Origin of the sequence: Streptomyces sp. 3MP-14, assembly GCF_006334905.2 — a bacterium.
GTDB classification, from domain to species: domain Bacteria; phylum Actinomycetota; class Actinomycetes; order Streptomycetales; family Streptomycetaceae; genus Streptomyces; species Streptomyces triticirhizae.
The window spans coordinates 24,006-46,788 of the sequence record NZ_VDLZ02000021.1; the positions used below are offsets into that span (position 1 = coordinate 24,006).

Annotated in this window: 18 protein-coding genes and 1 pseudogene; 14 read left to right on the forward strand and 5 right to left on the reverse strand. The window is 76.2% G+C overall.

Annotated features, from left to right (window positions below; translation table 11 throughout):
* The first annotated feature begins 39 nt into the window (after positions 1 to 39).
* Positions 40 to 1,053 (forward strand): LacI family DNA-binding transcriptional regulator, encoded by a 1,014-nt coding sequence (locus FH609_RS27930; RefSeq protein ID WP_139674129.1) that lies wholly within the window; start codon positions 40 to 42, stop codon positions 1,051 to 1,053.
* A 108-nt stretch (positions 1,054 to 1,161) separates the two neighbouring features.
* Here the strand turns inward: FH609_RS27930 and FH609_RS27935 are convergent, their stop codons facing one another.
* Positions 1,162 to 1,899: a transglycosylase SLT domain-containing protein gene (locus FH609_RS27935; RefSeq protein WP_226962007.1), complete on the reverse strand. Its 738-nt coding sequence runs from the start codon at positions 1,897 to 1,899 to the stop codon at positions 1,162 to 1,164.
* A 412-nt stretch (positions 1,900 to 2,311) separates the two neighbouring features.
* On the opposite strand from FH609_RS27935, the gene FH609_RS27940 reads away from it, so the two are divergent.
* The 8 genes and pseudogenes from FH609_RS27940 to FH609_RS31980 form a co-directional block, all read left to right on the forward strand.
* Complete coding sequence (locus FH609_RS27940) at positions 2,312 to 3,532, forward strand: lycopene cyclase family protein (protein ID WP_139674124.1); 1,221 nt, start codon at positions 2,312 to 2,314, stop codon at positions 3,530 to 3,532.
* Complete coding sequence (locus FH609_RS27945) at positions 3,529 to 5,157, forward strand: FAD-dependent oxidoreductase (protein WP_139674121.1); 1,629 nt, start codon at positions 3,529 to 3,531, stop codon at positions 5,155 to 5,157. Before FH609_RS27940 ends, FH609_RS27945 begins: the two co-directional genes overlap by 4 nt.
* A gap of 268 nt (positions 5,158 to 5,425) precedes the next feature.
* Positions 5,426 to 6,502: a FecCD family ABC transporter permease gene (locus tag FH609_RS27950; RefSeq protein ID WP_226962008.1), complete on the forward strand. Its 1,077-nt coding sequence runs from the start codon at positions 5,426 to 5,428 to the stop codon at positions 6,500 to 6,502.
* Entirely contained in the window at positions 6,499 to 7,299 is an 801-nt protein-coding gene (locus FH609_RS27955; RefSeq protein WP_139674118.1) for an ABC transporter ATP-binding protein, read from the forward strand. Before FH609_RS27950 ends, FH609_RS27955 begins: the two co-directional genes overlap by 4 nt.
* Positions 7,296 to 8,309: an ABC transporter substrate-binding protein gene (locus tag FH609_RS27960; protein WP_139674115.1), complete on the forward strand. Its 1,014-nt coding sequence runs from the start codon at positions 7,296 to 7,298 to the stop codon at positions 8,307 to 8,309. The genes FH609_RS27955 and FH609_RS27960 overlap by 4 nt, the downstream gene beginning before the upstream one ends.
* A 9-nt stretch (positions 8,310 to 8,318) precedes the next feature.
* Positions 8,319 to 10,163 (forward strand): ABC transporter ATP-binding protein/permease, encoded by a 1,845-nt coding sequence (locus FH609_RS27965; RefSeq protein ID WP_139674111.1) that lies wholly within the window; start codon positions 8,319 to 8,321, stop codon positions 10,161 to 10,163.
* Entirely contained in the window at positions 10,160 to 11,857 is a 1,698-nt protein-coding gene (locus tag FH609_RS27970) for an amino acid ABC transporter ATP-binding/permease protein (protein ID WP_139674109.1), read from the forward strand. Before FH609_RS27965 ends, FH609_RS27970 begins: the two co-directional genes overlap by 4 nt.
* A 40-nt stretch (positions 11,858 to 11,897) precedes the next feature.
* A pseudogene (locus FH609_RS31980) lies at positions 11,898 to 12,185 on the forward strand (hypothetical protein); the annotation flags it as partial.
* Here FH609_RS31980 and FH609_RS27980 read toward each other — a convergent pair.
* From FH609_RS27980 to FH609_RS27990, 3 genes are all read right to left on the reverse strand, one after another.
* Positions 12,182 to 13,330: a CobW family GTP-binding protein gene (locus FH609_RS27980; RefSeq protein WP_226962009.1), complete on the reverse strand. Its 1,149-nt coding sequence runs from the start codon at positions 13,328 to 13,330 to the stop codon at positions 12,182 to 12,184. The pseudogene FH609_RS31980 and the gene FH609_RS27980 sit on opposite strands and share 4 nt — an antisense overlap.
* A gap of 250 nt (positions 13,331 to 13,580) precedes the next feature.
* On the reverse strand, positions 13,581 to 13,937 hold the full coding sequence (locus tag FH609_RS27985; RefSeq protein ID WP_139674103.1) for an ArsR/SmtB family transcription factor: 357 nt from the start codon (positions 13,935 to 13,937) through the stop codon (positions 13,581 to 13,583).
* Between the two features lie 63 nt (positions 13,938 to 14,000).
* The gene (locus tag FH609_RS27990) at positions 14,001 to 14,978 is read right to left on the reverse strand and encodes a cation diffusion facilitator family transporter (protein WP_226962010.1); all 978 of its coding nucleotides are present in this window, start codon (positions 14,976 to 14,978) and stop codon (positions 14,001 to 14,003) included.
* A 391-nt stretch (positions 14,979 to 15,369) separates the two neighbouring features.
* Between FH609_RS27990 and FH609_RS27995 the strand changes: the two genes are divergently transcribed.
* Positions 15,370 to 16,047 (forward strand): class I SAM-dependent methyltransferase, encoded by a 678-nt coding sequence (locus FH609_RS27995; RefSeq protein WP_139674098.1) that lies wholly within the window; start codon positions 15,370 to 15,372, stop codon positions 16,045 to 16,047.
* 30 nt (positions 16,048 to 16,077) lie between these two features.
* Here the strand turns inward: FH609_RS27995 and FH609_RS28000 are convergent, their stop codons facing one another.
* Positions 16,078 to 17,670, reverse strand: coding sequence for an MDR family MFS transporter (locus FH609_RS28000; protein ID WP_139674095.1), 1,593 nt, complete (start codon positions 17,668 to 17,670; stop codon positions 16,078 to 16,080).
* Positions 17,671 to 17,788: 118 nt separating this feature from the next.
* On the opposite strand from FH609_RS28000, the gene FH609_RS28005 reads away from it, so the two are divergent.
* From FH609_RS28005 to FH609_RS28020, 4 genes are all read left to right on the forward strand, one after another.
* Positions 17,789 to 18,484: a TetR/AcrR family transcriptional regulator gene (locus tag FH609_RS28005; protein WP_139674093.1), complete on the forward strand. Its 696-nt coding sequence runs from the start codon at positions 17,789 to 17,791 to the stop codon at positions 18,482 to 18,484.
* 220 nt (positions 18,485 to 18,704) lie between these two features.
* A complete protein-coding gene (locus tag FH609_RS28010) occupies positions 18,705 to 20,186 on the forward strand; it encodes an alanine racemase (RefSeq protein WP_139674090.1) in 1,482 nt (493 codons plus the stop codon).
* An 11-nt stretch (positions 20,187 to 20,197) separates the two neighbouring features.
* Positions 20,198 to 21,517 carry a pyridoxal-phosphate dependent enzyme gene (locus FH609_RS28015; RefSeq protein ID WP_139674087.1) on the forward strand — a complete coding sequence of 440 codons (1,320 nt, stop codon included), beginning with the start codon at positions 20,198 to 20,200 and terminating at the stop codon, positions 21,515 to 21,517.
* 5 nt (positions 21,518 to 21,522) lie between these two features.
* The gene (locus FH609_RS28020) at positions 21,523 to 22,737 is read left to right on the forward strand and encodes an aminotransferase class V-fold PLP-dependent enzyme (protein WP_226962011.1); all 1,215 of its coding nucleotides are present in this window, start codon (positions 21,523 to 21,525) and stop codon (positions 22,735 to 22,737) included.
* Positions 22,738 to 22,783: the final 46 nt, after the last annotated feature.

A 22,783-nucleotide genomic window follows, 5' to 3' on the forward strand; every position in this document is an offset into this window, starting at 1 on the left:
GCGACGGAGCGCACCTCCCGTCGCTCCCAGCCCACCATCATGGACGTGGCCGCGCTCGCCGGCGTCTCCAAGTCGGCCGTCTCCAAGGTCTTCAACAACCGGGACGGCATCTCCCCGGCCACCAGGGAACGCATCCTGAACGCGGCCGAGAAGCTCGGCTGGTCGCCCAGCGCCCACGCCATGGCGCTGCGCGGCGAACGCACCCGCACCGTCGGCCTGGTGATCGCGCGCGGGCCCGACCTGCTGACCGCCGACCCGTTCTTCGCGGAGACCGTCGCCGGCCTGGAGCAGGAGCTGGGCCCCGCCGGCTACGGACTGCGGCTACACCTGATCGCCGAGGACCAGACCGAGTTGGCCGTCTACGAGCAGCTGGTCCGCGAACGCCGCGTCGACGCCTTCCTGTTGACCGACCACCGGGTCGGCGACGCGCGGCACGCGCTGCTGCGCCGGCTCGGCGTGCCCGGGCTGCTGATCGGCCGGCCCTGGCGCGGCGAGCCCACCGAGTGCGTGCACGCGCAGGGCCTGGAGGAGGCCATGGGCGCGGCCGTCAGCCACCTGACGGACCTGGGCCACCGGCGGCTCGCCTATGTCGCCGGGCCCGAGGACCGGGTGCACAGCCGGCTGCGCCGCCTCCAGATAGAGCGCACGCTGGCCGACCTCGACCTGCGGCTGCGCACCGTGTTCGACACCGAACTCTCCGGCGAGGGCGCGGCCCGGGTGACCGCCGAGCTGATGGCCGACCCCGAACGCCGGCCGACCGCCATCCTGTTCGCCAACGACGCCATGGCCCTGACCGCCATCGCCACCGCGCAGCGGATGGGGTTGCGGGTGCCGGATGACCTCTCCGTCATCGGCCACGACGACCACCCGCTCGGCCAGTGGCTGCACCCCCGGCTCACCACGGTCACCCAGGACGCCCGCCAGGTCAGCCGGGCGGCGGCCGTCCGGCTGCTGCGGCTGCTGGGCGAGCCGGTGGAGAACGCGCCCGAGCCGCCCACCGCACGGCTGGTGATCCGCGAGTCCACCGGCCCGGCGCCCGCGCGGCCCGCCTGAGCGACCGCCCGCGAGGCGGAACGGCCGGGCCCGCCCACGTTCGACGAACGTGGGCGGGCCCGGCCGTGGTGTTGCCGTGGCCCGGTGTTTCGGGCGTGAACGGTCCGGTCAGTAGGGGCCGTTGACGTTGTCCATCGAACCGTAGCGGTCGGCCGCGTAGTTGCAGGCCGCGACGATGTTGGCCACCGGGTCGTACTGGTCGTAGGCGGTGCCCTCGACGTGGTAGGCGTCGAAGGTCGGCTTGATCACCTGGAGCAGGCCCTTGGAGGGCACGCCGTTGATGGCGTTGATGTCCCAGTTGTTGATGGCGTACGGGTCGCCGCTGGACTCCCGCATGATGTTGCGGTGGATGCCCTCGTAGCTGCCCGGAATGTCGTGCTCGGCCATGATGTCCAGGGCCTCGCGTATCCAGCCGTCGAGGTTGTCCGGGTACTCCGGCTCGGCCGACTTCTCGTCCTCGGCGTCCTCGGCGTTCTCGGCGTTCTCGGTCTCGTCGGCGGCCTCGGAGCCCTCGGCGTTCTCGTTCTGGTCGCCGTTCTTGGCGTCCTCGTCGGAGGCCGACTCGTCGGCGGCGTCACCGTCGTCGGCCGACTCCTCGTCCTCGGCGGCCGGCGCCTGCGTGGGGTGCGTGGCGGGCAGCGGGTCGAGGGCCGTCAGCCGACCCCCGAGGGTGTCGCGCAGGGTGCCGGCCGCCTTGCCCTCGGTCAGGGTGAAGGCGACAGGGGCGTCGGTTCCGGCGGCGGTCGGCGCGGGAGCGGTGCTCGCCTCGGGGGAGGCGGCGGCCGCGTGACCCGGTACGAGCGAGACGGCCATGGCCGCTGCGCCGGCGGCGACGACTCCGGCCACCGAAACCCTGCGGGTCCGGGACCGGCGAGGGCCAGGGGTGCTGTGTGCGAACAATGTGGTCGTTCCTCGTTGGAAGTGGGGGTAAATCCCGTGATTGCGGACGTCGGCCAGTCTTAGCGAGCGTCCGAGCGGCGGGCAAAGGTGTGACCTACGACCCCGCTCCGTAGCCGACGCGCCCCGAACGCGGCCCCGCCCCCGGGTCGCGCGCACCCCGCACCGCTAGGCCGCCTCGTAGGGGACCTTGGTCCTATGTCAGGAGTCACAGCGCGCCCGGGGATGAACTCACCCACCGTGAGCGCCCGATGGCGGCCCCGCCCGGGCGTGGCGGACGGGGGCGAAGGCGCACGAACTGGTACATCTCCCTGGGGTGCCGCCGCCGGGAGCGGCGCCGACGAGCGGGAGGGCGAGGGCCGTGCGGGAACGGGAGACCGAGGTCGCGATCGTCGGCGCGGGGGCCGCCGGGCTCTCCCTCGCCCTGCGGCTGGCCCACCCGCCGCCCGGCGCCCGGCCGCTCGCGGTGACCCTGGTCGAGGCCCCGGCCGGGCCGCTGCGCCCGCCGCCGCGCACCTGGTGCTGGTGGGAGCCGGCCGGCGGCCCGTTCGACGACTGGCTCACCGCCTCCTGGCCCCGGCTGCGGGTGCGCGGGCCGGACGGCGAGACCATCGAGCGCGGGCTCGGCGACGGCCGCTACAAGATGCTGACCTCCGCCGACTTCGAGGCCAGGGTCCGCGAGCGGACGGGCGCCGTCGAGCGCCGGGAGTGGACCGTGCGCCGGGTGCGGTCGGGCCCGGGCGGCGCCGAGCTGCTGGGCGAGACCGCCGAGGGACGGCCGGCGCGGCTGCGGGCCCGCTGGGTCCTCGACTCCCGCCCGCCGGCCACGCCCCCGCCCGCCCGCACCCGGCTCCTCCAGCACTTCCACGGCTGGTTCCTCCGCACCCCGCGCCCGGCGTTCGACCCGGCCGTGGTCGAGCTGATGGACTTCCGGGTGCCGCAGCCCGCCGAAGGACTGGCGTTCGGCTATGTGCTGCCGCTCGCCGAGGACCGCGCGCTCGTCGAGTACACCGCGTTCTCCCGCCGCCCGCTTACCGACGCCGGCTACGGGCGCGCGCTCGCCCACTACGCCGGCCGCGTCCTCGGGCTCGGCGACGACCACCGGGTCGAAGCCGTCGAACGCGGGATCATCCCGCTCACCGACGCCCGCCACCGGCGCCGGGCCGGGCCCGCCGTCTTCCGGATCGGCGCGGCCGGCGGCGCCACCCGGCCGTCCACCGGCTACACGTTCGCCGCCGTGCAGCGCCAGACCGCCGCCGTCGCCGACGCCCTCTTCGCCGGCCGCGCCCCGCTCCCGCCGCCCGCCTACCCGGGCCGCGCCCTGGCGCTGGACGCGGTGCTGCTGGCGGCGCTGGACCGGGGCCGGGTGCGCGGCGCCGACGTCTTCCCGCGCCTGTTCCGCGAGGTGCCGATCGCGCGGCTGCTGCGCTTCCTCGACGGGCGCACCAGCCCCGTCGAGGACCTGGCGGTCGGCCGGCGCGCCCCCGCCCTGCCCCTGCTGCGCACCGTCCTCGACCTCGCCGTCCGCCCCCGCCGCGCAGCCCCGGCCGCCGACGCCCGACCCGCCCCGGTGACCCGATGAACGCCCCGAGGAACCGACCGCCCGGCCCCGGCCGCGACCGGCGGGCCGTCGCCGTGCCGGCCCCGGCCGGCCGCCCCACCGCCGGCGACCGCCCGCCCACCGTCGCCGTCCTCGGCGGCGGCCTCGCCGGCGTCGCCGCAGCCACCGCCCTCGCCGAACGCGGCGTCCGCGTCACCCTGTTGGAGCGCGAGCCCGTCCTCGGCGGCCGGCTCGCCGGCTGGCCGATCCGGCTCAGCGACGGCTCGACGGCCACCATGAGCCGGGGATTTCACGCCTTCTTCCGCCAGTACTACAACCTCCGCGCGCTGCTGCGCCGGGTCGACCCCGCCCTCGCCGGGCTCACCCCGCTGCCCGACTACCCGCTCTGGCACGGCGCCGGCGCCCGCGACGGCTTCGCCCGGCTGCCGCGCACCCCGCCCTGGAACGCCCTCGGCTTCGCCGCGCTCAGCCCCAGCTTCCCGGCCCGCGAGCTGGCCAGGCTCGACCTCCCGGCCGCGCTCGACCTCCTCGACGTGCGGGTGCCCGAGGTCTACCGGCGCCTCGACGGCGTCAGCGCCAGCCGGCTCCTGGACCGGGTCCGCTTCCCCGAGCCCGCCCGCCACCTGGCGTTCGAGGTCTTCTCCCGCAGCTTCTTCGCCGACCCCGACCAACTCTCCGCCGCCGAGATGGCGTTGATGTTCCACATCTACTTCCTCGGCTCCAGCGAGGGCCTGCTCTTCGACGTGCCGCGCGCGCCCTACCCGCAGGCCATCTGGGAGCCGCTGGCCGCGCATCTGACGGCGCACGGCGCCCGGTTGCGCCCCGCCACCGAGGCGCGCGCCGTTCACCCCGTCGAACGCGCCGGCGTGGAGGTGGTCACCGCCGGCGGCGCCGAACGGTTCGACGCGGTGGTCCTGGCCCTGGACACCGCCGGCCTGACCCGGCTGGTGGCCAACTCGCCGGCCCTCGGCGACGCCGACTGGCGGGCCCGGATCGGCCGGCTGCGGCCGGCGCCGCCGTTCCTGGTCTCCCGCCTCTGGCTGGACCGGCCGGTGGCGCCCGACCGGCCCGGATTCCTGGGCACCGCCGGCTTCGGCGGGCTGGACAACGTCAGCGTGCTGGAACGCTGGGAGGACGAGGCCGCCCGCTGGTCGGCCCGCACCGGCGGCTCCGTCGTCGAGCTGCACTCCTACGCCGTGCCGCCGACCGTCGACCGGGCCGCCCACCAGGCCGAGCTGCGCGCCCGGCTGGCGGCCGTCTACCCGGAGACGGCCGACGCCGTGGCGCGCGACGAGGCGCACCTGTGGCGCGACGACTGTCCCCTCTTTCCCGTCGGCGGCTGGGCCGACCGCCCGACCGTGACCACCGCCGACCCCCGCGTCGTGCTCGCCGGCGACCTGGTGCGCTGCGACCTGCCGGTGGCCCTGATGGAACGGGCCACCAGCACCGGCCTGTTGGCGGCCAACGCCCTGCTGGCCCGCTGGGGCCTGGCCGGCCACCCGCTGTGGACCGTGCCCACGAGGGGGCGCACCCGGGCGCTGCGCGCCCTCGCCGCCCTGGCCGCGCGCCGGCGCGCGGGCGAGGGGCCGGGAACCCGGCCCGGGACCGGCCGCCACCCGAAGCCGACGGTACGGCGGGGCCGTTGAGGCCCCCGGCCGCGCCGCCCCGGCCGGCCGAGGCATGGTCCCCACCTGCGCCCCCGGCGCGTGGTCCCGGCCCGTGGCCACCGCGCGGGTCCAACTCCCTGGCCAACGCCCCTGGTCGCGGCCCCGCCGACCGACGGCCGTGATCAATGCCACAGCGGCGTCCTCCCGCGTTGCGCGGCGGCCCGGTTGCCGCATACGGTCATGAAAACCGTTCCTGTTTTCATGAGTCGGCGGGGTCCCTGTCCTGGCCGCCGAAGGAGGCCATCCCGTGTCCGCCCTCGACCGAGGGGTCCGCCGCTCGCGCCGCGCGCCGCTGCTCACCCAACTCGCCCTCGGCGTCGGCATCCTGGCGGTGCTCGTCGTCTCCGGCGCGACCGGGCCCGCCGAGGTGTCGCCGCTCGACGCGGGCCGCGTCATCCTGGGCCATCTGCTGCCCGGGGCGCCCTGGACGAGCGACGGCTCGCTCACCCGCCTCCAGGACCAGGCGGTCTGGCAGTTCCGGCTGCCCCGCACCCTGCTCGCCGGGCTCGCCGGCGCCGGACTCGCCCTGGCCGGCGCCCTGATGCAGGCGGCCGTCCGCAACCCGCTCGCCGAGCCCTATGTGTTGGGCGTCTCGGCCGGCGCCGGCCTCGGTGCCGTCGCCGTCATCACGCTGGGCTCCGCCGCCGTCGCCGGACTGCCGCTCAGCGGCGCCGCGTTCCTCGGCGCGCTGGCCGCCACGGCCGCCGTGGCGCTGCTCTCCCGCCACCACGGGATGCTCGCGCCCACCCGCATGATCCTCACCGGGGTGGCCCTGGGCTCCCTGCTCTCCGCCCTCACCAGCTATCTCACCCTCACCACCGAGGCGCAGAACGTCTTCAGCGTCCTCTTCTTCCTGCTGGGCAGCGTCTCCGCCGCCTCCATGGACCAACTCGCCATCCCCGCCGTGGCGTTGCTGGCCGTCACCCTCTTCGCCCTGGCCCGCGCCCGCGCCCTCAACGCGCTGCTCGCCGGCGACGAGACCGCCACCGCCCTCGGCGTGCCCGTCCACCGGCTGCGCGGCCAACTCGTCGTCGCCGCCTCCCTGTTGACCGGCGCCGTGGTGGCGGTCAGCGGCGGCATCGGCTTCGTCGGGCTGGTGGTCCCGCACACCGCCCGCATCCTGGTCGGCGCCGATCACCGCAGGATGCTGCCGGTCACCGTGCTGGCCGGCGCGTTCTTCCTGATGGCCGCCGACCTGCTGGCCCGCACCGTCGCCGCGCCCACCGAGATCCCGCTGGGCATCGTCACCGCCGTGGTCGGCGCGCCCTGCTTCCTGTGGCTGATCCGGCGCGGGCGCGCCGCCCGGGCGGGGATGCTGCGGTGAACGTCGTCCTCGACCGGGTGTCCGTCGCCGTCGGCGGCCGCACCGTCGTCCACGAGGCGAGCCTGCGCGTGGAGTCCGGCCGCTTCCTCGGGCTCGTCGGCCCCAACGGCAGCGGCAAGTCGACCCTGTTGCGCGCCCTCTACCGGGTGCTGCGGCCGCACACCGGCACCGTCCGGCTGGCCGGCGACGACGCGTGGCGGCTGCCGCCGCGCGAGGTGGCCCGGCGGGTCGCGGTGCTGACCCAGGAGAGCGGCACCGACTTCGACCTCGACGTGCTCGACGTCGTGCTGCTCGGCCGGCTGCCGCACCACGGCGGCTTCGGCGGCGACTCGGCCCGCGATCTCGCCCTGGTGCGGCGGGCGTTGGAGCGGGTGGGCGCGAGCGCGCTCGCCGACCGGCCGTTCGCCGCGCTCTCCGGCGGCGAACGCCAGCGCGTGCTGCTGGCCCGCGCCCTCGTCCAGGAGAGCCAGGTGCTGGTGCTGGACGAGCCCACGAACCACCTGGACATCGCCTTCCAGCTCGAACTCATGCGGCTGGTCGGCGGCTTGGGCGTCACCACCGTCGCCGCCCTGCACGACCTCAACCTCGCCGCCGCGCACTGCGACGAGATCGCCGTGCTGCGCGACGGCCGCGTCACCGCCCTCGGGCCGCCCGATGACGTCCTCACCCCCGAGGTGATCCACGACGTCTTCGGCGTCCGGGCCCACCTGCTGCGCCACCCCGTGGGCGGCCGGCCGCTGATCGCCTTCTCGGACGACACCCCCGTCGTCACCCCGCACCAGGAGCACACGCCATGACAACCGCCCTTCGCCGACGGCCCGTCGCCGTCCGCGCCACCCTCGCCGCCACCGCCCTGCTCACGCTGGCCGCCTGCGGCTCGGGCGTCACCGAGCCGGCCGCCGAACCGGCGGCCGGGGACGGCGTCACCTACACCAACTGCGGGCGCGAGGTCACCCTCGACGCGCCCCCCGAGGCCGTCGTCGGACTCAGCCCCGCCCAGACCGAGCTGCTGCTGCGTCTCGGGGTCGCCGACCGGATGGTGGGCCAGGCGCAGACCGCCACCGCGCCGCTGCCCGAGGACGTGCGGGACCTGGCCGCCGACATACCCGTCCTCAGCGAGGACGCCCCGCCCACCCGCGAGGTGCTCCTGAACGCGGAACCCGACCTCGTCACCGCGCCGACCTCCTACGAGTTCTCCGCCGAACAGGGCTTCGCCGACCTGGACCAGCTCGCCGACGCCGGCGTGGCCGCCCACATCGCCAGCGGCGGCTGCGCCGAACGCCGCATGACCGCCACCGTGGACGACCTCTTCACCGACCTGGACACGCTCGGCCGCGTGCTGGACGTCGACGACGCGGCGGCCGAACTCGCCGACGCCCAGCGGGCCGTCCTCGACGATGTCGACGAACGCGTCGCCGGCCGGCCGCAGGTGACCGTCGCCCAGGTCTATGTGGAGGGCGAACGGCTCTCCGCCATCGGCGCCGGCGTCGAGTACGACATCGTCCGCAGGGCGGGCGGCGCCAACGTCTTCGGACCCGACGACGCGGCCTTCGCCGACTTCTTCGCCGCCGAGATCAACCCGGAGGAACTGGCCCACCGCGACCCCGACGTGCTGGTCTTCGGCGTCCACGACGAGGAGCACGAACGGGCCACCCGCGCCTGGCTCGCCGCCACCCTCCCCGACCTGTCGGCCGTGCGGAACGGCCGCCTCGTCGCCGTCTCCAGCGCCGACCTCTTCCCCGGCACCATCGGCAACGTCCGCGCCGTCGAGGCCGTCGCCCGTGGCCTGCACCCCGACGCGTTCTGACCCCAGCCCATGCTGCACCGCCGCCTGATCGCGCTCGCCGGCTCGGCCGTCCGCCCCGTGGCGCTCTGCGCCCTGCTCGGCCTGCTGGTCAGCGCCACCCACCTGGCGCAGGCCCTCGCCCTGGCGCGCGCGTTGGCCCATCTCTTTCCCGGGGGCGGCGGCGCGGGTCCGGCCGGCGCCGCGCTCGGCTGGTCCTGCGGGTGCGTGCTGCTGCGGGCCGCGCTGCTGCGCCTGGACGCGCCGCTGCGCGCGTGGTGCGGCACGGAGATCCGCGCCCGGCTGCGCGACCAACTGGTCGTCCAGCTGGGGGCGTTGGGGCCCGCGCACGCCGCCGGCGCCCGCGCCGGGCAGGCGCAGCACACCCTGGTCACCGGCGTCGAGGCACTGGACGCCTACTACACGCGCTACCTCCCGCAACTGCTGGTGGTGGCCGTGGTGCCGGCCGCGATCGTCGGCTGGCTGGCCACCGTCCACCCGCCGGGCGCCCTGGCGCTCGGCGGCGCGCTGGCCCTCGGCGTCGTGCTGCCGCGCTTCTGGGACGCCACGCTGCTGCGGCGCGGCCGGGAACGCTGGGCCGGCTGGGGCCGGTTGGGCGCCGACTACCTGGAGGCGACCGCCGCCCTCCCCACGCTGCGGGTGCTCGGCGCCGGCGAGCGGGTCGGCCGCCGGCTGGCCGCCAGGGGCGACCAGCTGCACCGCGCGACGATGGCCCAACTCCGCGTCTCCCTCGTCGAACACGGCATCAGCGCGCTGGCCCTGCACGGCGGCACCGCCGTCACCGTGGCGGTGGTCGCGGCCGCCACCACCGCCGGCGACCTCGGGGCCTCCGGCGCGTTCGTCTTCCTGCTGTGCGGCCGGGAGTGCTTCCGGCCGCTCGCCGACCTGTCCGCCGCCTGGCACGCCGGCTACCAGGGGCTGACCGCCGTCGACGGCATCGAGGAACTTCTTTCCGCCACGCCCTCCGTGCCCGACGACGGCGCCCACGCCGCGCCCGCCGGGGTGCCCGACGTCCGCTTCGCGCGCGTCCGCTTCGCCCACCCGGGCGGCGCCGGCCACCCGGCGCTCGACGGGGCCGCGCTGCACTGCCCGGCCGGCGCGCTGGTCGGCGTCGTCGGCGCGTCGGGCGCCGGCAAGAGCACCCTGGCCGCGCTGCTGACGCGCCACCACGATCCGGACGCCGGGCGCGTCCTGCTCGCCGGCCGGCCGCTGCCCGCGTACCGGCTGGCCGCGCTGCGCGCCACCGTGACCGTGGTCCACCAGGACCCCTACCTCTTCCAGGCCAGCGTCGCCGACAACATCCGGCTGGCCAGGCCCGAGGCCACCGACACCCAGGTGCGGCGGGCTGCCCGGCTGGCCGGGGCGCACGCGTTCGTCGCCGCGCTGCCCGACGGCTACGCCACCGTCCTGGGCGAACGCGGCAGCACCCTCTCCGGCGGGCAGCGCCAACGCGTCGCCCTGGCCCGCGCGTTCCTGTCCACCGCACCGGTGCTGGTGCTCGACGAGGCGACCTCGCACCTCGACCCGAGGACCGAGGCCGAGGTGCTGGAGGCGCTGTGTACCGCGCCCGAACTCGCCGGCCGCACCAGGATCGTCATCGCGCACCGGCTCGCCGCCGTCCGCAGCGCCGACCTCGTCGCCGTGCTCGACCGGGGCCGGGTGGTGGAGTGCGATGCCCCCGGCACGCTGCTGGCCCGCCCCGACGGCGCGTACCGCGCGCTCCTGCACCGGCAACGCGGCCCGGCCCCGGAGCGGGAGCACGGCGCCGAACCGGGGCGCGGCGCCGAACCGGAACGCGTGACGGCGCACGCCGCCGAGCCGGTGACCGGGACGAGCGTGGGGGAGGCGCGCCGATGACCGCGCTCCGGGCCCGACTGGCGCCGCTGTGGCGGCTGTTGCCGCTGGTCACCCAGCATCGCGGCGCGTTCTGGTGGACCCTGGCCGCCGGCCTGCTGACCCAGCTGGGCGTGCTGGCCCTCGGCCTGCTCGGCGCCTGGCTCCTGACGTTGACGCTGCGCGGCGACCCGACCGCCGTCGTTCCCCTCGTCACGGCGCTGCTGCTCACGGCGGCGCTGTGCGCGCTGACCAGCTGGCGGGAGTCCTATGTCGCCCACGACCTCGCCTACCGGGTCCTCGCCGACCTGCGGGTGCGGGTCTTCGCCGCGCTGCGCCGCGCGATGCCGACGCGGACGCGGCCCCGGCACAGCGGCGATCTGGGCGCGGTCGCCCTCGCCGACGTGGAGACCCTGGAGTGGCTCTACGCGCACACCGCCGCCCAGGCGCTGGTCAGCGTCGTGCTGCTGGCCGTCACCACCTGGTACTCGCTGGTCCTCAGCCCCTGGCTGCCGCTGGCGTGGGGCCCCGCCCTGCTGGTCGTCGTGGCCCTCCCGTGGTGCACCGGCCGGGCGGCGGCGCGGCGCGGCGCCGAACTCACCGCCGCCAACGCCGACCTGCACGCCCGGGTCGTGGAGACCGTCGCCGGCTTGCGGGAGTTGACCGAGGCCGGCGCCCTGGAGCGGCGCCGCGCCGAGCTGGCCGCCGGCACCCGCGCCCTCGGCCGCGCCCAGCGCCGGCTCGCCGCCGTCACCGGCGTCGAGACCGCCGTCGCCGACCTGGCCGTCGCGGCGGCCGGCATCGCCGCCCTGGCCGTCGCCGCCAGCGGCTCGACCGGTGACCCGACGCTGGCCCCCGTGACCCTCACCCTCGCCACCGTCGCCCTCGGCCCGCTCGGCCAACTCTCCTCGCTGCTGCGGAACCTGGGCCCGCTGCTGGCCTCGGCCGCCCGGATCGACGCGGTGCTCGGCGCGCCGCAGGCCACCACCCCGCCCGCCCACCCGGTGCCGCCCGCCTTCGGCCCGCTGGTCTTCGAGCGCGTCGGCTTCCGCTACGCGCCGGGGGGACCCGAGGTGTTGACGGAGGTCCGACTCGACGCCAGCCCCGGGGAACTCGTCGCCCTCACCGGGCCCTCCGGCGGGGGCAAGTCCACCTGCGTCAGCCTCGCCCTGCGGCTGTGGGACCCCGACGCCGGGCGGATCACGCTCGGCGGCGTCGACCTGCGCGACCTGGCCGACGCCGACCTGCGGGCGGCGATCACCGCCGTGCCGCAGCGCGTCGACCTGCTGACCGGCACGGTCGCCGACAACATCCTGCTGGCCGCGCCCGAGGCCCCGCCCGAGCGGCTGCGCGCCGTGGCGACCACCGCCGGCCTGCTCGATCCGGCCGCCGGGCTGCCGCTCGGCCTCGCGACCCCGGTGGGGGAGCGGGGCCGGGGCCTCTCCGGCGGCCAACGGGCCCGCGTCGCCCTGGCGCGCGCCCTGCTGCCGGAACCCCGGGTGCTGATCCTGGACGAGACGCTGACGCACCTCGACGCGCACGCCGAGGCCGCGCTGACCGCCGCCCTCCGCGAGCGCGCCGAGGACCGGATCACCCTGGTGGTGACGCACCGGCCCGCCACCCTCCGGGCCGCCGACCGGATCTGGGAGGTGCGCGCCGGGCGCGTCCGCCCGGCGGACCCCGCCGGCCCGCCCCGGGCGGAACGCGCGGCGAACTGAGCCGGGCGGCCGCGTCACCATGGCCGGGTTCCGGGTGCGCGACCGCGCCGCGCGCCGGCTGGTCGCCGGGCACGAGGTGGCCCGGGTCGCGGCCGACGCCGGATATGTCGACCAGTCCCATCTCCACCGGGAGGTCGTCGCGTTCACCGGCGTCCGCCCGGGGGCGGTGGCCGACGAGCCGTTCCTGGCCGTCGACCCGCTGGCCTGGCCCGGCAGCACACCGCCCGGCCGCTCGCCGGCAGCCGGTCGCCCGTCGGCAACCGGCCGCTCGCCGGCAGCCGGTCGCGGCCAGGGCGCCGGTTGTCGCTCAGGCGCCGGCCGTCGCTAGGACGCCGCGTCCAACAGCCCGTCGAAGGCCGAGCCCCGGCACGCCCAGACCATCGGCCCCTTGGCGTGCTCGTCGTCCGTCAGCAGACAGGACCCCAACACCGCGCGCAGCGCCGGCACATCGAGGTCGGGCGAGGTGAAGACCAGATGCTGTCCCCGGTCGCCGTGGTGCGGGTCCCAGTCCACGGCGGCGGCCGCGCGACGTGCGGCCGGGACCTCCGGCCAGTCCGCCTCGGGCAGCGAGGCCAGCCAACGCCCGTGGCCCGCCACGCACAGCGCCCCACCGGTGGCGTCCCAGGAGAGCAGGGTGTCGAACCGGTCCGCCAGCCAGAACCGGCCCCGGCTGCGGAGCGCCGCGCAGGCCAGCTCGGGGAGCGCGGCATGGAGCCGGTCGGGGTGGAACGGGCGCCGGGCCGACCAGACATGGGTGGTCACGCCCTCGGCCGTGGCCTCCTGGGGGAGCAGCGCGGTGGCCGGGTCCACCCGGCTGGCGGCCGCCGCCGCGTCGAACCCGGCGGTGACCACGCGGGCGAACGCGGGGTCGGCCGGCCCGGTGACCCGGGCCAGCGGGTGGAGTTGGGCGAGCAGGGCCCGGTCGGCGGCGTCGGGCGGGGTCTCGCCCTCGACCAGGGCCAGCACCGGCGCGTACTCCAGCTGGCGCGCGAACGTGTCGCCCACCGTCCGGTTGTCGCCGAGCGCGGCGGACAGCCCGACCTCGGCGAGGTCGTCGCCGGTGGCCAGGGCGGGCAGCACCAGCGCCGGGTCCACGGCGGTGACGACGCCGACCAGCGACAGCCGCCGTTCGTCCCGGGCGGCGAGCAGCCGCGCGACGGACGCCGGCTCCACCGAGTCCCACAGCTCGACGACGGCCAGTCGGGTCAACTCCGGGGCGTCGGCGAGTCGTTCCAGCTCGGGCAGCAGGTCCTCGCGGAGCGCGCAGCAGGCGCAGTCGTTGACCAGCGGGGCGCTGGCCTCGGCCACGGTCCCGTCCCGGTCGCGCAGCTCGCGCCGGACGGTGCCGCCGGCCGCGCCGACCAGGTCGTGGTGGAGCGCCACGCTGCCGGGCACGGCGCGCAGCAGCGCGTCGACCGTCGCGCGCCGGGCGTCGGCGTGCAGCCCGGCGACGATCACCACGGGCAGCGTCACCGTGCCCTCCTCGACTCCGGGCGGGCGAAGTCGGCGGAGCCGGGGGCGGGTTGGTTGTCGGGCCGCATGGGGCGGACCTCCTTCGGGACGGTGGGGACCGAGCGGAGACCACCGTACCAAAATGGGAACCGTTTTCATCTAGCGGCCGTCTGCTTCGGGTGGTCTGCTCCGGGCCGTCCGCGCCGGAGCGACGCGGGCGCGGCGCGCGCCGGCGAGATTCCGTCCGCGAGATTCCGTCCGCGAGGTCCCGTCAGCGGGGCCCCGCCTCGGTCAGGTCGTGGTCGGCGTGCCCGAGCGCCTCGGTGACCAGCCGCGCGATGTGGCGGTTGCGCAGGGCGTAGACGACGCGGCGTCCCTCCCTGCGGGTGCTGACCAGGCCGCCGAGGCGGAGCTTGGCGAGGTGCTGGCTGACGGCGGGGCGGGCGGCGCCGGAGGCGGCGGTCAGCGCGGTGACGTCGGCCTCGCCGGAGCTGAGGGTGTGGAGCAGCACGAGGCGGGTGCGGTCGGCGAGCAGGGTGAGCACCTCGGCGGCGCGGGCGAACTGTTCGGGGCCCGGCTCCCGGGGGTGGGAGCCGGCCGCCGGCGTCGGGTGCGTCGGTGCGTTCATGCGCACAGGGTGCGGGGGTCGGTCGGGACCTGTCCAGTCGGGCCGCCCGGGCCGTTCCCCGCCTCACGGGCCGCGCCGCGCCCCGGGGTCCGCGTGGTGCGCGGTGAGGCGGTGCGCGTCGGCGGGGGTCGCCCCGTCGCGCGAGGGGTGGACATGGACGCCGACGCTCTCCAGGTGCGGGATCGCGTGCAGCAGCCGGTGGTGGGTCCGCTGGGCGAGGTCGTGGCCATCGGCGACGGTGAGGTCGGCGTGCACCCCGATAGTGACGTGCGCCTCCAGGCGGTGGCCGCTCCACCGGGCCCTGACGTCCGCGACGTACTCGACGCCGGGCACGGCCGCCGCCGCGCGGTGGATGCCCTCGACGAGGCCCGGCTCGACGCCGTCCATCAGGCGGCGGACGACGGTGCGGGCCGAGGAGACGAGGACGGCCAGGACGGCCACGGCGATCACCAGGCCGACGACGGCGTCGGCCTGGTCGAAGCCGAGCCAGACGCCGACCGCGCCCAGGACGACGGCGAGGGAGGTCAGTCCGTCGGCGCGGGCGTGGTGGCCCTCGGCGACCAGCGCGGCGGAGCCGATGCGCCGCCCGACGCGGATGCGGTGGACCGCTACCAGCTCGTTGCCGGCCGCGCCGACGACGCCGGCGGCGAGGACCCAGCCGAGATGGGTGAGGGGGCGCGGGTTGAGGAGGGCGTCGATCGACTCCCGGATGATCAGGGCAGCCGAGAGCGCGATGACGGCGGCGATGAGCAGGCCGGCGAGGTCCTCGGCACGGCGGTAGCCGAAGGGGTGCGTCGCGGTGGGGGCGCGCCGGCCGAGGCGGAAGGCGATGACGAGGGGGATGGTCGTCACCAGGTGCCCGAGGTTGTGGAGGGTGTCGGCCAGCAGCGCCATGGAGCCGCTGAGCGCGACGATGACGATCTGGAGGAGCGCGGTGATCCCCATGCCGGCCAGTCCGATCCACGCGGCGCGGATGCCCTCCCGGCTGGCCTCCTCGGCCGTCCGGATCGCCTCCGACGCGTCGTGCGCGTGCGGCCGCACGAGGTGGACCAGCCGGTGCCGGAGGGACCGGCCGTGACGGTGCCCCGGGCGGTGGTCCGGGTGGTGTGCCCCGTGGTCGTCGTGGTCCCGGTGGTCCCGGTGATCTCCGGGGCCTCGATGGTGACGGTGGGCCCGGGGTGCGGGGGGCGCGTTCTCGTTGCCGGGTGTGGAGCTGTCCTTCGGCACGTTCCTTGCCTCCTCGGTGTCGGGCGCGGACCCGGGCGCGGGCCCGTGGCGGCACGCGAGGGGATTATGTGCTCAAGAGCGCACGCTTGCAACTGTCAACTGCGGAACGGTGGCAACAGCGTGCCGAACGCCCCACCGCGAGGGCCGCACCACCCGTCAGGTCGCCGGCGGCCCGTTGTCAGTGGCGGCTGGCAGGATCGGCGCCATGACCGCACTCGACTCGTCCATCGCGGCCTACTGGGACGCGGCCGCCGCCGACTTCGACGCCGAGCCGGACCACGGCCTCCTGGCGCCGCGCACCCGCGAGGCGTGGGCCCGCCGCCTCGCCGAGTGGATACCGCCGGCCACCGCGCCGTCCGCGCCGCCGTCCGAGGTGTTGGACGTCGGCTGCGGCACCGGATCGCTGAGCCTGCTGCTGGCCGAGGCCGGCCACCGCGTCACCGGCGTCGACCTCGCGCCGCGCATGGTGGCGGCGGCCCGGGCGAAGTTCGCGGCGGCCGGCCGCGAGGGCCGCTTCCTCGTCGGCGACGCCGCCCAACCGCCCGTGGGCGAGCGGCGGTTCGACGCCCTGATCGTCCGCCACCTGGTCTGGACGCTGCCCGACCCGGCCGCCGCGCTGCGGGAGTGGGTCGGCCGGCTGCGCCCGGGCGGCAGGCTCGTTCTCGTCGAGGGGCGTTGGCGCGAGGCCGGGCAGAGCGGGACGCCCTATGTGCCCGGCGCCGAGGCGCTGCCCTGGCACCACGGCGTCGCCGCCGACGAACTCGCCCCGGTCGTCCGCCCGTTGGTCGGCGCGCTGCGGGTGGAGGACCTCGCAGGGGACGAGGCACTCTGGGGCGGGCCGGTCACCGACGAGCGCTACGCCCTCATCGCCGAACTGGCCTGACGGGCGGCAGCCGGCGCCCGGGGCGCGGGCTCAGCCGGCGGTCGCGCCCTCCGCCTTCGCGCCGGGGTCGGCGGTCGCGCCCTCCGCCTTCGCGCCAGGCCGGCCGCGCAGCGGGATCTCCTCGACGCACACCGCCGCGAGGAGCGCCGCCACGGCGATCAACGCCCCGGTGAGGAAGACGAGATGGGTCGCGTGCGCGACGTCGGAGACATACGCGGCGCGGGCGGCGGAGGAGAGGGCGGCCGCCTCGCCGGAGCCGCCGCCCTCGCCGGGCGCGAGGGCGGCGCCGCCGGCCACGGCGCCGGCGAAGAGGGAGGCGAAGACGGCGATGCCGAGGGAGCCGCCGAGGTTGCGGAAGAGGTGCGTGGCGGCCGAGGCGGAGCCCATGTCGCGCAGCCGCACGGCGTTCTGGGCGATGGTGTGGGACATCTGGAGGGTGAGCCCGGTGCCCGCGCCGACGACGGCCATGTACGCGGAGGTCGCGAGGCGTGAGGTGTCGGTGCCCATGGTGGACAGCAGGCCCATGCCCACGACGAGGAACAGCGCGCCGACGACCGGGAAGACCTTGTAGCGGCCGGTGGCCGTCATGACCCGGCCCGCGATGTTCGACGTGACCAGCGTGGCGATCATCATGGGCAGCAGGAGCAGGCCCGAGTGGGACGCGGAGGCGGACTGGACGACCTGCTGGTACAGGGGCAGATAGAGGGTGGCGCCGAACAGCGTCACGCCCGTGACGGTCAACAGGACGGCGGCGAGCGGGAAGTTGCGGTGCCCCCGGTAGATGCGCGGCGGCATCAGCGGCTCCGCGACGCGCCGTTCGGTCACGACGAACGCGGCGAGCAGGCCCAACGCGAGCGCGCCCAGGCCGACGATCTGCCACGAGCCCCAGGCGTAGGTGCTGCCCGCCCAGGTCGCGGCCATGACGAACGCGGAGATCGCCCCGGTCAGGAACGCGATGCCCCACCCGTCGATGGCGGCCCTGCCCCGCCGGCCCGGCGCGGGAACGCGCAGCATGATCCAGCACCAGGCGACGCAGACCAGGCCGACGGGCACGTTGATGTAGAACGCCCACCGCCAGCCGAGGTGGCCGGTGACGAAGCCGCCGACCAGCGGCCCGCCGAGCTGGCCGACCGCCATGACGGCGGCGACCATGCCCTGGTAGCGGCCCCGCTCGCGCGGCGGCAGCAGCACGCCGATGAGGGCGAACGCGCCGGCGCCCATGCCGCCGGCGCCCAGGCCCTGGAGGACGCGGAACGCGATCAGCCAGCCCATCGACGGCGCCGCGCCGCACAGCACGGAGGCCGCCAGGAACAGCCCAATCGAGGCCAGGAACATCGCCTTGCGGTCGAAGAGGTCACCGAGCTTCCCCCACACCGGAGTTGAGCAGGCGGTGGCCAGGGTGTAGCCGGTGACGACCCACGCCATGTGGTCGAGGCCGCCCAGGTCGGCGACGACGGTGGGCATCGCGGTGCCGACGATCATCCCGTCCAGCAGCGAGAGCAGCAGGGCCAGCAGCACGCCGAGCAGGACCCAGCGGACGTTCCTCGGCACCTCGACGGCCTCGGCCGGGGTGGGCTTCGTGGGCTTCGCGCGCTTCGGGCTGGGGTGGGTGGGGGACGCCATGGCGGATCACCCCTTTCCGTGCGGTGGTGGGAGCTGCCTCAGCCACGCTAACGAACGCGTTCGTCGCGAACAAGTTCGGCGAGCGGTGACGACGAACACGTTCGTTACGATCGGGGGCATGAGCGCCAGAAGAGAGCCGGTGAGCCGCCGCGACCGCCCCGCGAAACCCGCCCTGTCCCGGCGGTGGATCGTGGAGACCGCCGTCCGGATCATGCGGGCGGAGGGCCTGGAGAAGGTCACGATGCGCCGCCTCGCCCAGGAGCTCGACACCGGCCCGGCATCGCTTTACGTCTATGTCGCCAACACCGCCGAGCTGCACGCCGAGGTCCTCGACGCCCTGCTGGGCGAGGTCGACCTGACGGGGCGGGACGGCGGCGAGGGCTGGCGGGAGCGGCTCCGCGCGGTGATCAGGTCGTACACCCTGGTGCTGGCCGCCCACCCGCAGCTCGCGCGGTCCGCGCTCGTCGCCCGCCCGAGCGGCGAGAACTACCTGCTCCTGGTGGAACGCCTCCTCGACCTGCTCTCCCGCAGCGGGGCCGCCCCCGAGCAGGTCGCCTGGGGCGTGGACAAGCTGCTCCAGGACGCGACCGCGACCGCCGCCGAGCAGTCCACGCGGGAGCGCGACCCGGCCGCCGAGGAGGACTGGAACGCCACCGTGCGCGCGCTGGGCGCCGCGAGCGAGGCCACGCATCCGGCCATCGCCGCGCACATGCCCGCCCTGGTCGGCGGCGCCACGGAGGAGCGCTTCCGCTGGGGCTTCGACGTGCTCGTCAACGGCATCACACGCACCCCCGCCCCCGCCGCCGACGACTGAGGCCGCCGGCCCGAGCCGGCCGCGCGGCCACCCGACATCCCGAAGGGCCCCTCGCGCCCCACGCCCCCGTCGCGCCCGCGCCGTCGGGGGCGCGATGCGCCCCCTTCGCGCCCGGTGCGTGAATCGTGCCCAGGCGGAAATGATTATCAGGGCTGCCCGGGGGCAACTCGGGCGCGTCGGGCGGGGGTTGCCGTCGCCGTGTGGGGAGGACTGTCTGTTGATGGGTGCACCCTTGTTCCTGGAGCCTCGGCTGGAGCCGCCCCTGCGGGAGTTGCTCGACGACCCGGACCACCTCCACGGCCTCGTCGACGCGCTCGGCTCCCCACTCCACCTGCTGCTCCCCGACGTCGTCGCCGCGAACGTCGCGGCGTTCCGCGCCGTCTACCGCCGGCACCGGCTCGGCGGGCGGATCTGCTTCGCGCACAAGGCGAACGGCTCCAGCGCGCTGGTCCGCCGGCTGGCCGCCACCGAGGCCGGGCTCGACGCGGCCTCGGTCAACGAGCTGTCGCACGCGCTGGGTTCGGGCTTCGCGCCCGAGCGGGTCCTGGCCACCGGCCCCAAGGACCCCGCGTTCCTCTGGCTGGCCGCCCGCGCCGGGGCGACCGTCCACGTCGACGCCCCCGCCGAACTCGCCGACCTCGTGCGCCTGGTGCGCGCCGAGGGCCTGCCCAGGGCGCGGGTGCTGCTGCGGCTGTCCGCCTTCGCCTCCGACGGAGGCGTGCACCTGCTGGCCCGGCGCAGCCGGTTCGGCACGCCGGTCGGCGCGGTCGGCGAGCTGTTGGACCTCGTGGAACGGGAGGCGGACGCCGTCGAGTTGCTCGGCGTGGCCTACCACCTGGACACCACGGACCTCAACGAGAAGGCGCTGGCCCTGGAGAGCTGCGTGCGGGTGCTGGACGAGGCGCGGCGGCGCGGGCTCGCGCCCCGGGTGGTGGACATCGGGGGCGGCTTCGGCACCAGCTATCTCGCCGACGGCGCGCAATGGGAGCGCTACACCACCGAGTTGACCCAGGCCGTCCTCGGCCGCCGCCCCCCGCTGACCTGGCGCGGCCACGGCTACGGCCTGCGGAACGAGGGCGGCACCGCGCGCGGCCGGCTGTCGCTCTACCCCGCGCACCGCCCGGTCGCCGGCCCCGGCTATCTCGACGCGCTGCTGTCCACGCCCGCCCCCACGCTCGGCCGCACCCTCGCCGACCTGCTGCTGGAGCACCTGCACGACCTGTGGATCGAGCCGGGCCGGGCCCTGGTCGACCAGGCAGGCCTGTCCCTCGCCCGGGTCGTCGACGTCCGCGCCACCGAGGACGGCGCCCACCTCGTGCGGCTCGCCATGACCGCCGCCGACGTCAGCCTGGAGGAACACGGCGTGCTGACCGACCCGTTGCTGCTGCCGCGCGCCGGCCACGGGAACGCCAACAGCGACGCCAACGGGAACGGGGACGGGGCCGGTGCGGCCGTCGGCGTCTATCTCGTCGGCGAACTCTGCCTGGAGGCCGACCTGGTGACCCGCCGCCTCGTCTTCCTGCCCCGGCTGCCCGACCGTGGCGACCTGGTCGCCTTCGCCAACACCGCCGGCTACTGCATGGACTTCCGCGCCCACCACGCCCAACTGCGCCCGGGCGCCCGCCGGGTGGCGGTGGGCCGACGCGACGACGGGACCCGCTGGTGGTCCCTGGACGAGCAGTACTGGCCGACCACGCGCTGAAGCGGAGAGGCATGAGATACGACGACATCACCGAGGCCATCGGCAACACGCCGCTGGTGCGCATCGACCCCGCCGTGCACGGGCTGCGCACCGTCGACCTCTACGCGAAGCTGGAGATGCTCAACCCGTTCGGCTCGGTCAAGGACCGCGCCGCCTGGAACATGCTCCGCCCTGGCCTGGACGCGGCCGTCGCCGAGCGGGCGGAGGTCGTGGAGCTGTCCAGCGGGAACACCGCCAAGGCGCTGGCCGCCCTCGCCGGCCTGCACGGCCTGACGTTCCGCAGCGTCACCAACCGGATGCGGGTGCCCGAGCTGCGCGAGCTGCTGCTGTTGCTCGGCGCGCGGATCGAGGAACTGCCGGGCCGCAGCGAGTGCCTGGACCCCACCGACACCGACGACCCGCTGACCCAGTTCCACCGCGCCCTGGCCGACGACGACTCCGCGCACCTCCACACCGACCAGTACTTCAACCCGCGCAACACCGAGGCGCACGCCACCGGCACCGGACCCGAGATCGTCAAGGACCTCGGCGGCCGGCCCCCGGACTGGTTCGTGGCCTGCGTCGGCACCGCCGGCTCCTCCTCCGGCGTCGCCCGCGTGCTGCGCGAACACGACCCAAACGTCGGGGTGTTGGGCCTGGTCGCCGCCAAGTCGGACTTCATCCCCGGCATCCGCACCATCGACGAGGTCAACGAGGTCGGCCTGTTCGATCCCGCCACCTACGACGCCATCGAGGCCGTCACCGCCGACGAGGCCATCGACGGCATGGTGGAACTCAACCGCCGCTGCGGCCTGCTCGCCGGCCCGACCAGCGGCGCCGCCTACCGGGGCGCGGTCCGCCACCTGCGGGCCCTGGACGGGACGCGCCCCGAGCGCACGACGGCCGTGTTCATCGCCTGCGACCGGGTGGAGAGCTATCTCGGCTATGTCCGGCGCCGGCGCCCCGAGTTGCTGGGCCGGGCCCCACACCGCAACTCCCCGGCCACCGTGACCGAGGCCGAACTGGCCGCCGTGCGCGCCGTGGACGTGCCGGCGGCGCGGCGCTGGATCGAGGAGGAACGCCCGCTGGTCATCGACCTGCGCGGCTCGCACGCCTACGCCGCCCTGCACATCGAGGGCTCGCTCAACCTGGTGGACGAGCTGTTCGAGCAACAGGTCCACGGCGGGCTGCCGTTCAGCCGCCGCCAACCCGTGCTGCTGGTCTGCCCGGTCGGCGAGAAGTCCGCCAGGTTCGCCGCCCTGCTGACCCGGATGGGCCACCCCGACGTCCGCAGCCTGGCCGGCGGCGTCGTCGCCTGGCGCGACGCCGGCGCGCCCCTGGTGCGGGAGTGAACGGCGTGAACCACGGAGACGACACCGACGCGCTGACCCAACTGCGCGGCTGGCACAGCGAGTTGCGCGAACAGTTCCCGATTCTCGCCAACCACCCGGGGCTGGCCTATCTGGACAGCGCCGCCACCTCCCAGAAGCCGCGCGCCGTCCTGGACGCCGTCCGGGAGTACCTGGTGACCGGCAACGCCAACGCCGGGCGCGGCACCTACCCCTGGGCCAACGCGACGACCGCCGCGCTGGAGGCGGTGCGCGGAAAGACCAGGGCGTTCCTCGGCGACCCGGAACCCGACCGTTCCTCCGTCCACTTCGTCAGCGGCACCACCGAGGGCCTGCGCGCCATCGCCCTCGACTGGCTGGCGCCCCAACTCGCCGACGGCGACGAGATCCTGGTCCCGTTCGAGGACCACCAGGCCAACCTGGTGCCCTGGCGCGAGGCGCAGCGGCAGCTGGCCCGCGCCGGCGTGCGGGTCGCCGTCCGGCCGCTGCCCTACCAGGCGTCCTCCGGCGACTACGACCACCGGGCGCTGCCCCGACTCGTCGGCCCCCGCACCCGGTTCGTCGCCGCGACCCATGTGCACCACGTCCTCGGCGGCGACATGAACGTCCACCGGCTGCGCGCCGCCGTCGGCCCCGACGTGCCGATCTGCCTGGACGCGGCGCAGAGCGTGGGCCACCTGCCGATCTCGCTGGCCGAACTCGACGTGGACTTCCTGGTGTTCTCCGGCCACAAGGCCCTCGCGCTGCCCGGCACCGGCGCCGTCTGGGCGCGCGACCGGCGCGGCCCGGCGTTCCGCCCCGGCGGCTGGAGCGGCACCCCCAACACCGTCGGCGTGATCAGCCTGGGCGCCGCGCTCGACTGGCTGACGGCGGCGGACGTGGGCCGGATCGAACGGTGGACCGTCGCCCTGGCGGCCCGCCTCACCGAGGGCCTGCGGCACCTGCCGCCGTACGAGGTGCTGGGCTGCCAGCTCAGCCTCGCCGCCGACGCCACCGCGCAACGCCGGCGCGGCATCGTCTCGTTCCGGCACCGCGACCTCTCCTCCAACGACCTGGGGTTCATCCTGCACAGCCACGGCTTCCTGGTCCGCGCCGACGGCCTGTGCCGGGCCGGCGTCGACCCCGACGACCCGCGCGAGGCGGCCGTCCGGGTCAGCCTCCACGTCCACAACACCCCGGAGGAGATCGACGGCCTGCTGGCCGTGCTCGACACCCTCGACTGACCGCCAGGAATCGCTAGTGAAAACCATCCCCAGGTAGGGTGTGCGC